This is a genomic window from Rhodococcus sp. 06-470-2, from assembly GCF_002258235.1.
Taxonomy (GTDB): Bacteria; Actinomycetota; Actinomycetes; order Mycobacteriales; family Mycobacteriaceae; genus Rhodococcoides.
Genome location: NZ_NOYB01000044.1, coordinates 37,377 through 52,261, shown reverse-complemented (window position 1 = coordinate 52,261; position 14,885 = coordinate 37,377). Strand labels below are relative to the sequence as shown.

14 protein-coding genes are annotated in these 14,885 nt (G+C 65.0%); 8 read left to right on the top strand and 6 right to left on the bottom strand.

Annotated elements, in window-relative coordinates; all coding sequences use genetic code 11:
* Positions 1-9 precede the first annotated feature (9 nt).
* Both CH276_RS29130 and CH276_RS25440 read right to left on the bottom strand, forming a co-directional pair.
* Positions 10-2,331 carry a glycosyltransferase gene (locus CH276_RS29130; RefSeq protein WP_254923935.1) on the bottom strand — a complete coding sequence of 774 codons (2,322 nt, stop codon included), beginning with the start codon at positions 2,329-2,331 and terminating at the stop codon, positions 10-12.
* Positions 2,328-3,263, bottom strand: coding sequence for a WcbI family polysaccharide biosynthesis putative acetyltransferase (locus CH276_RS25440; RefSeq protein ID WP_254923934.1), 936 nt, complete (start codon positions 3,261-3,263; stop codon positions 2,328-2,330). The genes CH276_RS29130 and CH276_RS25440 overlap by 4 nt, the downstream gene beginning before the upstream one ends.
* A gap of 168 nt (positions 3,264-3,431) precedes the next feature.
* On the opposite strand from CH276_RS25440, the gene CH276_RS25435 reads away from it, so the two are divergent.
* Genes CH276_RS25435 through CH276_RS25415 form a run of 5 tightly spaced genes read left to right on the top strand, consistent with a single transcriptional unit; the run spans position 3,432 to position 8,511 of the window.
* Positions 3,432-4,517 carry a glycosyltransferase gene (locus tag CH276_RS25435; protein ID WP_094629383.1) on the top strand — a complete coding sequence of 362 codons (1,086 nt, stop codon included), beginning with the start codon at positions 3,432-3,434 and terminating at the stop codon, positions 4,515-4,517.
* Positions 4,514-5,623: a glycosyltransferase gene (locus tag CH276_RS25430; protein ID WP_094629382.1), complete on the top strand. Its 1,110-nt coding sequence runs from the start codon at positions 4,514-4,516 to the stop codon at positions 5,621-5,623. The genes CH276_RS25435 and CH276_RS25430 overlap by 4 nt, the downstream gene beginning before the upstream one ends.
* Positions 5,620-6,627: a glycosyltransferase gene (locus tag CH276_RS25425; RefSeq protein WP_094629381.1), complete on the top strand. Its 1,008-nt coding sequence runs from the start codon at positions 5,620-5,622 to the stop codon at positions 6,625-6,627. Before CH276_RS25430 ends, CH276_RS25425 begins: the two co-directional genes overlap by 4 nt.
* Entirely contained in the window at positions 6,624-7,454 is an 831-nt protein-coding gene (locus tag CH276_RS25420; RefSeq protein WP_094629380.1) for a galactosyltransferase-related protein, read from the top strand. Before CH276_RS25425 ends, CH276_RS25420 begins: the two co-directional genes overlap by 4 nt.
* A 34-nt stretch (positions 7,455-7,488) precedes the next feature.
* A complete protein-coding gene (locus CH276_RS25415; RefSeq protein ID WP_094629379.1) occupies positions 7,489-8,511 on the top strand; it encodes an LLM class flavin-dependent oxidoreductase in 1,023 nt (340 codons plus the stop codon).
* A gap of 42 nt (positions 8,512-8,553) precedes the next feature.
* Here CH276_RS25415 and CH276_RS25410 read toward each other — a convergent pair whose 3' ends face one another.
* On the bottom strand, positions 8,554-9,750 hold the full coding sequence (locus tag CH276_RS25410; RefSeq protein WP_045196069.1) for an esterase/lipase family protein: 1,197 nt from the start codon (positions 9,748-9,750) through the stop codon (positions 8,554-8,556).
* Between the two features lie 348 nt (positions 9,751-10,098).
* On the opposite strand from CH276_RS25410, the gene CH276_RS25405 reads away from it, so the two are divergent.
* On the top strand, positions 10,099-11,358 hold the full coding sequence (locus CH276_RS25405) for a PucR family transcriptional regulator (protein WP_176459441.1): 1,260 nt from the start codon (positions 10,099-10,101) through the stop codon (positions 11,356-11,358).
* On the top strand, positions 11,355-12,083 hold the full coding sequence (locus CH276_RS25400) for an EAL domain-containing protein (RefSeq protein ID WP_094629377.1): 729 nt from the start codon (positions 11,355-11,357) through the stop codon (positions 12,081-12,083). The genes CH276_RS25405 and CH276_RS25400 overlap by 4 nt, the downstream gene beginning before the upstream one ends.
* 82 nt (positions 12,084-12,165) lie before the next feature.
* On the opposite strand, the gene CH276_RS25395 is transcribed toward CH276_RS25400, so the two are convergent.
* Entirely contained in the window at positions 12,166-12,363 is a 198-nt protein-coding gene (locus CH276_RS25395) for a CsbD family protein (RefSeq protein ID WP_027496220.1), read from the bottom strand.
* Positions 12,364-12,483: 120 nt separating this feature from the next.
* On the opposite strand from CH276_RS25395, the gene CH276_RS25390 reads away from it, so the two are divergent.
* Positions 12,484-12,945, top strand: a complete 462-nt coding sequence (locus tag CH276_RS25390) for a hypothetical protein (RefSeq protein ID WP_094629376.1) — start codon at positions 12,484-12,486, stop codon at positions 12,943-12,945.
* Between the two features lie 66 nt (positions 12,946-13,011).
* On the opposite strand, the gene CH276_RS25385 is transcribed toward CH276_RS25390, so the two are convergent.
* A complete protein-coding gene (locus CH276_RS25385) occupies positions 13,012-13,560 on the bottom strand; it encodes a Dps family protein (protein WP_032397614.1) in 549 nt (182 codons plus the stop codon).
* 79 nt (positions 13,561-13,639) lie between these two features.
* The gene (locus CH276_RS25380) at positions 13,640-14,707 is read right to left on the bottom strand and encodes a TerC family protein (protein WP_032397613.1); all 1,068 of its coding nucleotides are present in this window, start codon (positions 14,705-14,707) and stop codon (positions 13,640-13,642) included.
* Positions 14,708-14,885 lie beyond the last annotated feature (178 nt).

Sequence of the window (14,885 nt, the reverse complement as noted above, 5' to 3'; positions counted from 1 at the left end):
TATTCGACGTCACCAGGACAGATCCGGTTGATGCTCACCGGTCGAGATCCCGAACTCGACGGCTGTGCGGTGCATGTGCCCGAAGAGATCCTCGGCCACGTCGAGCGGATCACGACCGAGTGCATCGGCCCACCGCGCCGCGCGCGTCCGCGAACGCGAACTGCGACACTCGACGACGCCGCTGCCGCCGACGTCCACGGTCATACGATCGGCACCGGTTGCCAGCATGCGGCGCAGAGAGTGCTCACCGAACAGTACGAGTCCGCGCACGTGCACGACGATATGGCTGCGGCCGGTGTCGCCGGGCCGACCCGAACGAATGCGCGGGTCGACGTCACCCCACTGCTCTCGCAACGACGCTGCGTCGGGACCGTCGATCCACACCGCGCAGTCATGTTGGCGCAGAACCGATCCGACGGTGGACAGCAGTGACGCCGAGCTGTGTCCGGTTGCATCGACGATCACGATCGTCTCGGGCACGGCATAGACGAGACCGTGGGTACGAGCGGCCGGGTCGGTGATGCGGGAAGACAGCATCAGCGCTTCGAGGTTCTTGCGTTCCCGATCCCCGCCCGTACGCTCGGCCCATTCGGGTCCGTCGTGCCAGGCGACGGCGGCAGGCAGGTGCGCCAGGACGGCACCGGCGTCGTACGCGCGATGCGCGAACTCCCAGTCCTCTCCGCCGTATCCGACGAAGGTCTCGTCGAATCCACCTATGTCGGAGAACAATTCACGGCTGCACGACATCACGGCGCTGATGACGAATCGGTACGAACGTCGATCCGCATCGAGCAAGTCGCGTGAGCGCGAGTACCCGTCCCGAAGCCACCCCGGCTCCGACAGTTCCGGCGGTCCGTGCAAACCTCCGCCGAACCACCCGGCCACGTCCTCGGCGGTCCAGCCCGTCAGATCGGCGTGGCGTCGCCGACCCACGGTGAGCGCATCGGGAACTGCCCCGGTCAGCCGCACCGACTCCGCGATGTACTCGGGTTCGGGGACCGTATCCGCGTCCAGAAAACACAGAATCTCCCCGTCGGCGACCGATGCACCGAGATTGCGCGCCGCCGCTGCACGGAAGCCGCGATCCTCCTGTCGAACGACGGTGATGTCGAGAGCGGGCAGGAAGATATCGACGTCCGGCGCGTCGGGCGACCCGTCGTCGGCGACGATCACCTGGAGCAGGGTGGCCGGATAGCTCTGCAACGTCAGCGCAGTGAGTACGAACTCCAGCTGACGCTGCTGACGAAAGTACGGAATCACCACGGACACTCGCGGGTTGCGATCGACAGACGGGGCGAGATCCCACCGATTGCCCGGTACCACCCACCGGCCGTCGGGCAGCTCCTTGGCCGCTTTCGCACGCTGTTCGTCGAACAATGCGCGGTACAGCACGGCCGCCTGCTCGAGCGTGGGGTAGGCGACCACGTCGTGCTGCTGCCATGTCATGTCGGGATGGCGTAGAGCCTCTGCCATCGCAGCGGCGAGGCCCTCGATCGAATTGTCGTGAATCCACAGGGCCCCGGGGGAGTTGGTCTCCATCTCCTCCACGTACCGACCCCGCGGGACGAGTGGTCGACGGCCTGCCGCGATCCAGGAATTGATCGAACCCGATGCCGACACATGTCGGTGGAACGCAACGGGAATGGCGACCGACCGCAGGATCTCGTCCAGCTCGGCGTCGGGAACGAAACCGGTCGAGGTGAACGATCGGCCGAGTTGCTCTGCAGCAGAACAGAGTTCGTCGATCATGGATTCGTGCCCCGGTGACGCGGAACCGATGGAGAGAACGTCGACGTCGGCGTCCAGCGACGTCATGGCACCGAGTACCTCCTCGTGCCCCTTACCCGGATAGACGAACCCGAGTACACCGACGACCTTTCGCGGGGCGACGCCGTCTGCTGTCCGCTCCGCCGCGCGTCCGATCGGGAGCGGGATGACCCGAACGTCGTGCCGGCGATCCAGGATGTCCTCGAGCAGTAGTCGCTCGTGCATGCTGGAGACCACCACGATTGCCGCGCAGTCGATCACCCGTCGGTAGCAGTCCTTCCGCGCCTCGAATGCGTGGCCGTCGGATGCCTGCGGCACATCGTGGACCGTGACGGTGATGGGCGCACGATGGCGTTCGGCGAGCGCGGCGAATGCGTCTGCGGCCTCGGTTGCGTTACGTCCGAACAGCCGGTCGGTGAAGTGCACGTGGAGTGCCGTGTCGGAGGGAGGATGCTCGAGGTCGGAGATCACCGGACTGCCTGTTGCGGAGGCCAATTCGCGGGCGCAGCGGACGACACCGTGCTCGTCCGGTCCCACCACCAGATGATGTACCGGCCCGGTCACGGTGCCAGCTCCAGGGTTCGGATCAGCTCGGCGTGTCGTTCGAGGGCCGCGCCGACGAATTCGGGACGAGCTGCGTACCACTGCAGGTGAGCGCGGTGAACGGAATCCGGCGTCAGGTCGGAGCCGTCGACCGACCAATTCGGCCGTGGATCGCCGTGCAGGCCGAGCGCATTCAGCACTCGACCCTCGACGGGCGCGCGAACACCTCCGAGCAGCTCCCGCCCTGGATCCCGCACCGTGCTACCGATGTTCAGGTGGTCGAGTACTCGCTGAGCCAGGCCGGTGAGCACCACGTTGGTCGCGTGGTTGATCGTGTGGGTGGCATGGCGGCCCGCGTCTCGAAACAGATCGGACGCAACGATATCGGTGTCTCGGTCCTCGCGTCGACGCAACTCGTCGAGACTCGCATCGGCTGCCCGACGTAGACCGTCGTCCGAGACCGGAACGTCCCAGTCCGCGTCGCTGCCGAGGCCGCGATGGACCGCGAGGATCGTGCGCAAGTCGTGATAGGGCACCATGTTCGGAACTGCAGCCGGGGCACTGGGGTGGCGAACGATGACCTGGAAGGGGTGCAACCCCGAATATCGGAGCACCGGCCAACGCACCACGGTGGCGTCGGGCGGTAGCGCGTCGACCAGATCGGGCACGCCCAGGGGCAGCGACCGATAGCCGGCTCGAACCGGTTGGGTGAGCAGCACCGACGCCTGCCGCACGAGTCGGTCGACGTGGGGCAGATCGGAGGATTCGAGTTCGTGCACCGGTGGAATGCGGACGGTCCGCATGGGCATGGCCGGATCGGAGGCAAGGAGGATGCGCAGCGCCTCGGCCTGGCAATTTCCCCAGACGAGGAGGAGCGGTCCGTCGTGCTCGGAGCGACTCGGCTCGTCCGATATGCCGTAGAAGTCGCCGTAGTGGCGGGTGCGCCCGTCCATGCTTGCCCCGACGTCGTGTGCTCGTTCGTGTTGGACCATTCTCTCGTCAACGTAGACCTAGGGGACGGGCTTCGCCAACCCCGATTGAACCTGGGTGCAACTGGGTACTGACTACGTATCGCGTGTCGGGAACAGGCACGATCCACCTGCCTGAACCCGAAGGAATTCATGATTCGCGTTGCATCGGTTCCGTCCTCGCACGCCTATGTCCGACACCTGCAGCCCGTCGTCGGCGACTCCGCACACGCGGCGTCGGCCGAACCGTCGGTGATCGTGCTGCCCGATCCGGCCCCTGTTCGAGTCGACGTACCCGACCAGTGGTGGCCTCCGCGGTTGCTCGATGCTCAGTGGCTCGCCGAACAGACTGACGTGGACTTCGACGTTCTGCACGTGCATTTCGGGTTCGAGTCCTTTTCCCCGGACGAGCTCACCCGTACCGTCGACCATCTACGCGCCCACCGGCAGCCGTTGGTCCTGACGGTCCACGACCTGCACAATCCCCATTTCGCGGACAACGCCGATCACCTGCGGCAGTTGGACGTACTGGTTCGCGCGGCCGCCGCCGTCATCACCCTCACCGCGGGTGCTGCTGCTCGGATTCACGATCGGTGGGGCGTCGAGGCAACGGTGGTCGAGCATCCGCACGTCGTGCCGCTCGAGCGGATGGCACTCCCGCGCCCGGTGTCGGATTCGTTCGTCATCGGTGTCCACGCCAAGAATCTGAGGTCCAACATCGACGCGTTGGCAGTGATGGACGCAGTGGTCGAGGCCGCTCGGGCGCTACCCGACGCAACGGTGAGACTGGACATCGACGAGGACGTCTTCGAGCACTCCAGCCACTGGTACAACCCGACGGTCGGCGCGAAGCTGCTGGACTACAACAGCTTTCCCGACGTCGACGTACGCGTGCACCGACGTTTCGACGACGACGCGCTCTGGGACTATCTGTCGTCGATCGATGTCTCGGTGCTGCCGTATCGATTCGGAACACACTCGGGCTGGCTCGAGGCCTGCCGCGACCTCGGTACCGCCGTCGTCGCATCCGACTGCGGCTTCTACGCAGATCAGGCGCGGGTGCACAGCTTCCGGATGGGCATCGACTCGTTCGATCCCGCCTCGCTCGTCTCTGCCGTGCGGGCATCGCACGCAGAACGCGTTCCGGCAGTCGATTCCGGAACCAGATCAGAACAACGTCAACGAATCGCAGCAACTCATGCGGCGATCTATTCAGCAGTGATCAAGGAGATGCGTTGAACGAGAACCCACTTCGCATCGCGGTGCTGGCGTCATCGAGTTTTCCGGTGGCACAGCCTTTCGCGGGCGGCCTGGAGGCACATGTCTACAACCTGGTGCGTGCGCTCACCGAGCGCGGGCATCAGGTGAGTCTGTTCGCTGCGGACGGGTCGAGCGTCGACCTGGATGCGACCCTGCTACCGGTGCGGACGTTGGATCTGACTCCGATCTCCATCGCCGACGTCGCGATCACACCCACCGCGATTCGTGAGCATCATGCGTATCTGGCGGTGATGCTCGAACTCGCCGGAACACTGTCTCGGTCCTTCGACATCGTGCACAACCACAGCCTGCACTACCTGCCGCTGGCGATGTCGGCGACGCTGTCGGTACCGATGGTGACGACACTGCACACACCGCCGTTCGCGTGGCTGGAGTCCGCAGTTGCGCTGGCCCCTCCCGGTGCCAACACGTTTGCCGCGGTCAGCGAGTTCGCCGCCTCGCAGTGGGCCGATGTCACCGCCGGGACCGTCGTCATTCGCAACGGAATCTCCCTGGCGGACTGGCCGTTCGGTACCGGCGGAGACTACCTGGTGTGGTCGGGTCGGGTGGTCCCCGAGAAAGGGGTGCACCTGGCCATTGCGGCTGCGAAGGAAGCAGGCCGCTCGCTGCGTATCGCCGGACCGCTGAGCAATCTCGAGTATTTCCACGAGTTCGTCGAGCCGATGCTCGACGAGAACATCCGCTACGTCGGTCACCTCGATCAGCCCGCTTTGGCGGCGTTGGTGGCCGGTGCCGAGGTAGCGCTCGTCTCACCGGTCTGGTCCGAGCCGTACGGCCTGGTGGTGGCGGAAGCACTCGCCTGCGGCACTCCGGTCGCCGCGTTCGCACGGGGCGGCATACCGGAGATCGTCGATGCATCGTCGGGAGTGCTGGTAGCGGCCGACGACGTACACGGCCTCGCGGCGGCGATCCCCGCGGCGGCAGCGCTGAGAAGGTCGGACGTCCGGGCGCGCGCGGAGCAGGTGTGCTCGATGGATCGGATGGTGGACGAGTACGAGGCGCTGTACCACTCGACATTGGCTGCGGCTGCGGACAAGCTCGACGACCGGCTCGCGATCGCATGATCGGGTATTACGCGCACCACCACGGGGTCGGTCACATCACCCGTTCCGATGCCATCGCGCGGTCGATGGCAGAGCCGATGACGGTGCTGTCCTCGCGCGCTCGACCGGCAACGCATGCGGCGGCCGAGTGGATCTCGCTTCCGCTCGACGTCGACGATTCCGTCGAAAGTGATGCCGCGGAGGACAGTTCGGCCGGAGGGGTGCTGCACTGGGCACCTCACGACGTGGACGGTCTGACCGAGCGGATGGCGATCATCGCGGAGTGGGTGGCGCGCGAGCGGCCGCGAGCGGTGGTGGTCGACGTATCGGTGGAAGTGGCGATGTTCTTGCGACTGATGGGTGTTCGGGTGATCGTGATGGCAATACCCGGGGAGCGGGACGATCCGATTCACGACCTCGCCTATCGCGCGGCGACCCACATCGTCGCGCCGTGGTCACGCGAGGTCTACGACCCGACCTGGCTGCGTCCCTTCGCGGAGAAGACCACCTATGCCGGCTCGATCAGTCGATTCGCCGAGCGCGAGCGAGTCACTGCCCATGCCGATCCGACGGTGGTGGTTCTGGGTGCCGCCGGTGGCACGGAGCTGACCCGAGACCTGGTTGACTCGTGGTCGGCGGTGGACGCCCGATTCGAGTTCCGCGCACTCGGTGTGGCAGGGGGCGACTGGGTGGACGACGTGTGGCCGGTGTTGTGTTCGGCAGCACTCGTCGTCACGCACGCCGGCCAGAACGCCGTCGCCGACGTCGCCGCCTCGGGCGTGCCCGCCATCGTCGTGCCGCAGGCTCGACCTTTCGACGAACAGTCGGCCACCGGACGGGCCCTGGCCCACGGGTCGGTCGCCGAGGTGCTCGATACGTGGCCGTCCGTCGCGCGGTGGCACGCAGCGGCGAACCGCGCTCTCGACATCGGTGGCGGTCGGTGGTCGGCTTTGCGCACCGCGGGTGCACCTGCCCGCGCCGCCAGGGCGATCGAGCAGGCCGCACCTCGCGCGGTGCGACAGTGAAGACCGTCGTCGTCACCGTGGTGTCCGGACGACACGAGCACTTGGCCGCGCAGGTGCGTGGTCTGGGTACATCGACCGCAGAGCAGGTCGAGCACGTCGTCGTGTCCATGGGCGACAACACGATTGCCGACCTGCTCGACCGAACCGGTTCGCCCGCCACCTATCTCGAGATGCCTGCGCAGCATCCGCTGCCGCTGGCGGCTGCTCGCAATCTGGGTGCGGCCGCGGCAATCGATCGCGGCGCGGAGTTGCTGGTGTTCCTGGACGTGGACTGCATCCCCGGTCCGGAGACGATCGAGCGATACCGGCGTGCGGCAACACTGCCCGGCAACGAGCGATCGCTGCTCTGTGGTCCGGTGACCTACCTGAAAGAGAAGGACATCGGTGCCGAGGGTGAGGTCCTGAACTCTCTGACCGCGCCGCATCCGGCGCGGCCGAATCCACCGGTCGACACCGTCGAGCACGGAGACAACTTCGACCTGTTCTGGTCGCTGTCCTTCGCGGTCGGGGCGGCGACCTGGGCCGAACTCGGCGGCTTCTGCGAGGACTACACCGGCTACGGCGGTGAGGACACCGATTTCGCAGCGACCGCGGAGGCGTCGGGCATCGGGTTGCGGTGGGTCGGCGGGGCGCACGCCTACCACCAGTTCCATCCGGTCTCCGATCCTCCGGTGGAACATCTCGACGACATCGTCACCAACGCGCGCACGTTCTTCGATCGATGGGGTCGGTGGCCGATGATCGGCTGGCTCGACGCCTTCGCCGCACGCGGCCTCGTCGAGTTCGACGGCTCCCGGATTCGCCGCACGGCCGACCGATTCGTTTAGGCTGGGTCCAAATTCGGTCGAATGGAGTCTGGACGTGCCTACGCCTTCTCACCCGTTGCTTTCGCTCGGATTTCTCACGATCGGGCTCTTCGACGAGTCCGATCCAGCACGCGGCCACGAATCGACGTTGAACATCATCGAACTCGGCGAGCAGCTCGGCTTCGACAGTGCATGGCTTCGGCATCGCCACCTGCAGTTCGGAATATCGTCGCCCATCGCAGTCATGGCTGCGGCGTCGCAGCGGACCCATCGGATAGCGCTCGGTACAGCAGTGACGCCACTGGGTTGGGAGAACCCACTGCGACTGGCAGAGGACCTGGCGACGGTCGACGTGTTGTCCGGTGGGCGGATCAATCCCGGAGTCAGTGTGGGACAACCGATGCAGTTCGACCGGGTCAAGCATTCGCTCTATCCCGACACCGCGGATACCGAGGATTTCGGGTACGAACGGGTATCGAGGCTACTCGGGTTCGTCGCCGGGGAGCCGGCGTCGACGTGGTCGGGGACCGAGGGCATCGAGTCGTATTCCGCTCGCGTGCAGCCGCATTCACCCGGTCTGCGTGGTCGGATGTGGTACGGGGGAGCGAGCCTGCGGTCGGCGCAGTGGGCCGGTGAGAACGCGATGAATCTTCTGGTCAGCAGCGTGGTGCGCGCCGAGGAGTCGACCGATTTCGACGACATCCAGCTCTCCCACATCCGGCGCTTTCGTCGGTTTCACCCGGCCGGGAACGATGCGAGGGTCTCGCAAGGGTTGGTGGTGATCCCGACCGACAGTGCGAGCCCGTCGCAGACGGCCAAGTACGAGGAGTACGTGCGTGGGCGATCGGCACGCACGCTCGAGCCACAGGGTCCGGCTCGGATGATGTTCGCGCCCGACCTCGTCGGGACTTCGGACGTGATCGCCGAGAAGTTGTACGCAAACAAGTCTTTTCGTGAGGTGGACGAGGTGGCGTTCGCACTGCCGTTCAGCTTCGACCACGAGGACTACGTGCAGATTCTGACCGACATGGCACACACGCTCGGGCCCGCACTCGGATGGGCACCTGCACAGCAGTGAGGGCGATCGGGTCGGTGCCCGATCGCCCTCACCCAGGTGTGACTAGCCGCCGGTGATCGGTGAGTTGAAGGCACACGGGATCGACTTCGTGGGGAAGCCCTTCGGATCCAGTGCGTTCTTCACGATGCCGATCGCTCGAGGCGAGACGGAGATCGACAGGTGATCGGACAGATCGATGCCGCAGCCGTCCTGCAACGTGACGTTGTTGACGGTGGCACCGGGACCCGCGGTGAGGAACGTCGTCTTGTAGGGGGTCACCACCTCGTCGTACTTGGTACCGATCACGGTGTACTTGATGCCGGGGTCGGTGTCGCCGCCCACTGCCAATCCCTTGACCAGAGCGGAATCGATGACCTGGTCCGAGGCTGCGGGTCCGGCGATGGCACCGACAACGCCGAGCACGTTCAGACCCAGGTTGTTGATCGTGCGACCGAGCGTGCCGATTCCGACGAGAGTGGTGCCGTGGTTGGACCCGGCGACGCTCACGACGGTGTTCACCTTGTTCTTGGTCGGATCGGCGGGGTTGGCACCACCCTCGAAGCGAAGGTACTGGCGGGTGACGAGTCCGCCCTGGGAATGGCCGACGATATCGACCTGCGCAGAACCGGTCGCGGTACGCACGGCGTCGATGTACGTGGCGATCTCCTTCGCGCTGGATGCAACGGATGCGGTACCGCGCAGTGACGGGAGGTTGCCGACGATGCTCGGGTCGCTGTCACCGTAGTTCAGCGCGAAGATGCAGTAGCCCTCCTTCTTGAGCGCAGGCGACATCCGCGCGAAGTTGTTGTAGGCGTTCTCCCAGGTGCCGTGCAGCAGCACGACCGGACGCGGATGTGCCGCCGACGGCTTGCAGTTCCAGTCGTTGGCACCCTGAGGTGCGACATTGGGATTGACGATGCTGTAGAGGAATCCGGCCAGGAAGTTCTTCTGTTCCGGTCCGTAACCCGTGGTCTCGGTCCGTGGGTCGTAGGTGACGGTCGCGGGAGCGGCCGATTGGATGTTCGGCTGGGCTATTCCCTGGTCGGCTGCCTTCGGTGATGCCTCGGTCGGGCCGGGGGGAACGACAGTGGCACCCTGCACGGTGGCAGGCGGGGCAGGCGGGGCAGGTGCGGGCGCGGGCTGTGCCTGTGCTGCGACACCGGCACCGAGGGTGAGTGAGCACGCCATTGCCGCGATCATCGCAGCGCGCACCGTCGCTGCCTTCCGCGTTGCGCGGAGGGTGGACCGAGAAGTGGTCATGGAGCCTGACTTTCGACGAGGGTTGATGGACAAGGCGGAACAGTAGGTGCGGATTCGGGTCGTATGCGCCCTCCTGCCAGGCGTTTGGAATCTGGCCGCAACCGACGCGTCATCTGTGAGAAATCGTCACAATTGAGCTCCGGGGGACGAATCTGGATGGACTGCCGGATATATTCGGTAAAACAATCCACAGGTTTGATTTTTGTTCTACTGTTCGTGTGTCTGCCGCCCGGTCTCGCTCGATGTGGCTGCACGCGCGACGGTGAGACCGAGCGATCCGTCGAGGAGCCGGTCGGACGGGGAAGCGAACCCGAAGAGGGTGTCGAGTTTCGAGGGGTGGGGTCTTCGGTGACGGCAGCAGAGAGCGTGCACGTGTCGCAAGAGGAGTACGTCAGCGGGCGGCGGGCCTCCGACCGTCTGCGGACGCCGAGAGAGACAGCCGCGCGCATGTTGGACCAGTACTTCGGTGAACCCGAGGACACACCACCACCACCGCGCGAGTGTGCCCGCGGTGAGCTCGACGACATGACGACGACCTGCTGCGAACTGGCGACCGGTGTCCTCGAATCCGGTCGGCTACCGATACCCGGTGCCATGGACGTCTTTCGCGACGCGGCAACCCGATGGGCCCGAGACGGTGTACCGCTCGGCCGGATCCAACATGCCATCAACGAGGGCTGCGCACTCGCTGTGCGACAGGCGTCCCGTTCGGTCGACGAGGACGCGGGCGATCGGCTGGTCGAGGGAACCGTCCTGGTCATGGAACTGTTGGACGTCGTCACCGCGGCGGTGTCCGATGCCTACCTGGTCGAGTTTCGGACGCTGACCCAGAACGGTCCCCGTCACGACGTGGAACTGCTCGACGCGCTGCTGACCGGTGACGGCACGGCTCGTAAAATCGCCGACCGGATGGGTACGCTGCTTGCCGAGGATTATCACGTTGTCGCCCTGCACATTCCGGCGCACGCCGAAGAGGGTGGCCGACGGATCGACGCGGCGATGACGGCGGCTCGAAAGCTGCGAAGAATGCACTCGGCGCTGGCGACGTTCGACGCGGAGTACCTGCCCATCGCCTCGATCAGCCCCACCGGCGGAACCGTCCTGCTGCCCGATGTTCCCGGTGTCGACATCGGCGAACTCGTCGATCGTCTCGCCGACGCGGGTCAGGTGGTGATGACCGCGACGACCGGGTCGGCCGCGGTCGACGACATCGCCACGACCGCGCCCCACCTGTACGAACTGCTCGGTCTGGTGCGTCGACTCGGATACGCACCCGGGACGTACCGGATGTCGGATCTCGTGTTCGAGTACCAGGTGAGCAGGCCGGGCCTGGGTCGCAAACATCTCGTGACACTGATCGATCCGCTGCGCGATTCCGTCGATCTGTTGCCGACGCTGCAAGCGTTCGTCGACTCGGACTCCAACCGAAAGAAGACGGCCACCTGGCTGACGGTGCATCCCAACACCGTCGACTACCGCTTGAAGAGGGTGGTGCAGCTCACCGGGCTCGATCCGATGAAGCCGTCCGGACTGCGAAGACTGCATGCCGCGCTGATCGCCGACCGCCTCGAGGCCCGCCGCGTTCCGGTGGACGAGCGATCACTGTGACTGCGCCGGACGGCGCGGTGCTGGCAGCATCGGCGGCGCTCGATTCGGTGGAGTCCGTCGCTGCTCTGTTTCAGCCCGTCGTCGAACTCGCCACCGGTACCGTCGTGGGATACGAGGCCCTGGCCAGGTGGCCGTCTCCGAGCCTGGCCGTTCCCGAAGACGTCTTCGCGCTGGCCCGAGAGCGTGGGATGGTGGGTCGCGTCGATGTGGCGTGTCGTGCCGCCGCGTTGCGGGCAGCACGCGAGTGCGCGTATTCGCGTCGGGTGCGCTTCTTTCTCAACATCGAGCCGGGTTGTTTCGCCGACGAACGTGACGTCGCCACCCACCTCGATGCGATCGGTGACGATCTCGACGTCGTACTCGAGATCACCGAGCGAGACCTCGACCGAAACGTCCCGTTGCTGATGGCCCTGGTTCGAGGAGCCCGCGCTCGCGGCATGTCGGTGGCCATGGACGACGTGGGTGCCACGCCCGCGACGTTGGAACTGCTGGCCGCCGTCGCGCCGGACATCGTCAAACTCGACGCGTCGATCATCCGATCTCCGTATCGGTCGCGTGCCGCGGTGCGGCAGGTGCGCGCGTACGTACGCACGAGCGATGCAGTCCTACTGGCCGAAGGAATCGAAACCCACAGGCATCTGCGTCGTGCCAAGTCTCTGGGAGCAACCCTCGGTCAGGGTTGGTTGTTCGGCCGTCCATTGCCGTTGCCGAATCCGCCGATCTGATCGGTGGCCTGCAACGAGGAAACCCCGCACCTGCGACGGCCGAGGCCTGGGTGCGGGGTTTCGATTCGACCGATCGAGACGATCAGTTCGTGAACTTGTCCTTGATGTTGCCTGCAGCGTCCGAGACGTCGTCGCCGACCTGCTTGGTCTTGCCCGACGCCTGATCCTTTGCGCCTTCGGCAGCAAGATCGTCGTTGTCGGTCTTGTGGCCGATCTTTTCCTTGGCTTCGCCCACGAGCTCTTCTGCCTTGTGCTTTGCCTTGTCGATGAAATCAGCCATGAGAACTCCTCGAAATCGATTGTCTTCGTCCGTTCGGGGAGAGCTATACCCGCGATCGGAGTCGGTAATCATGCACAGCGCGTCCGGGTTGTGCCGGGCCGATTCGGGTAAGCGCGCTCCATGGATCAACACAACGACGCCGAGTCGGCCTCCGAGACGCCCTCGCCCGAACACCAGCGCCCGAGCGGCGTGGACGACGCGACAGTGGCCGCGGTGGGAAAGCTTTCCGAGGCCCTCGAATGTGTCGAGCGTGCTCGTGGGCATCTCTACTCGTTTCACCAGCTGATGGGGCACGCAGATCTGCTGCTCGGCGACGCGGTCGATGCACTTGCCGATGCAGGCCACACCACTGCATCCGAGCGGATCGACACGGACATGGTCGGTCGTAACATCGCACCGGGGCGGTGGACCTTTCAGCTGGTCGAAGAATTCGACGACGGATATTGGGGCCCGTTGCGCGAACACGATCGTGCGGTGCGAAACGAGTTGATGGACGGGCGTCGCCACGTCTTCGAGGCCGAGATGAAGGAGAAGCGTCGAACCCACGGCCGCAGCGGGCACGAGGCCAGGCCGACCGACTGACCCTTCGAAACGACGAACACCGACCTCGCCGGCTCACGGCGAGATCGGTGTTCGGATGGACGGTGTCTAGCCTGCTTGCTTCGCCGCGTCGACCTCGCTGGTCGCGTTGGCGGTGGAGAGCTGACCACCGGAATTCTCCAGGTGTGCCCGCACGAACCAGTGGAAGAGTTCGAGTTGCGCGCTCTGACCGATCAGCATGTCCTCGGTCACCGGGTCTATCTCGCCGACCTCTTCGATGTTCTTGCGAGTGGTCTCGATGACCCCGGTGTACACCAGGTCGAGTGCACCGAGGTGCTCGATGGCCGTCGCGCGACCGATCGAGTAGTCGTCCCAGCTGCGCTCGGAGACGATGGTGCCCGGTGTGCCCTTGGCCGAGGAGCCGAGGGTCGCGATGCGCTCGGCGACGTCGTCCGCGAAACCGCGAACTGCTTCGACCTGAGGATCGAGCATCTCGTGTACCGAGATGAAGTTGGGTCCGACGACATTCCAGTGAATGTGCTTGAGAGTCAGATGGAGATCGTTGTAGGCGTTCAGTCGATCCTGAAGGATCGCGGCGACGCGCGCGCCCACTTCCGAGGTGAGTCCGGGAACGGTGTACGAGTTCTTTTCAGCCATGCGCGTTGTTTGCCCCGTCCCCTCGGAACACAAACATGCCCCGCCGAATCGAATTCGGCGGGGCATGTGTGGTGAGCGGTCAGGACTTGTCGAGTCTCGGCGAGTCCGTGCCCGACGTTCCGGTCGACGAGGTGCCGGCCGAGGAGGTTCCGTTCGTCGGATCGACGATCGGGCTGTCGGCAGCGACCTGGTCGATCGCGTCTGCCGTGTCTTCCTCGGGAGGATTCTTCAGGCTCAGGATGATCGAGCCTGCCAGGACCACGATGATGACCACCAGGCTGACCAGAGACGGGATCTCGGGGATCGATGTGCTGATCACCTTGTGTCCGGCCTGCAGGATCAGCTTGACGCCGATGAAGGCGAGGATGATCGCCAGTCCCTTGGACAGGTAGTGGAACTTCTCGAGCAACCCTGCGAGCAGGAAGTACAGGGCGCGGAGGCCGAGGATGGCGAACGCGTTCGAGGAGTAGACGATGAACGGGTCGTCGGTCACCGCGAGGACGGCAGGAACGCTGTCCACGGCGAAGACCAGGTCGGCGGCTTCGATCGCCACCACGACGGCGAGAAGTGGTGTGGCCACCCGCTTGCCGGCTTCCTTGACGAAGAACTTGGTTCCTTCGTATTCGTCGCGGACAGGAATGATCTTGCGAAGCAGGCGAACTGCGATCGAGGTACTCGGGTCGTACGAGTCGTCCTCGTCCTTCATCAGCTTGTAGGCGCTGTAGAGCAGGATCGCTGCGAAGACGAACAGAACGGCAGCGAACTTGCTGACGATGGCCACACCTGCGGCCAGGAAGATCGCGCGGAAGACGAGGGCACCGATCACACCGAAGAACAGCACCCGGTGCTGGTACTCACGGGGAACCTTGAAGTAGCCGAAGATCAGCGCGAAGACGAAGAGGTTGTCGACGGACAGACTCTTCTCGAGCAACCAGGCCGTCGTGTACTCGACTCCGGCCGTGGTTCCCAACGTGAAGAACACCACGATGCCGAAGATGATCGCCACGCCGACCCACAGTGCGCTCCACCATGCGGCTTCCTTGAAGCCGATGATGTGCGCACCGCGGTGCGCCAACAGGTCGATGGCCAACAGGATGAGGACGACGGCACCGAATGCCGCCCATGCCCACCACGGGACGACGTTCATGAACGGCCACCTCTATTCGTGAATTTGCTGCCGAGTTGCTTCAACTTCGCCTGATTCTCGGGCTTGGTTGCGTACCGACGTGCTTGATCGATCATCTTCTTGCCCTGTGGGCTGCGAGCGAACGATGTCAATTTCTGTGTCAACGACGCCATCTGTCACACGCTCCTTTTCGTTCTCG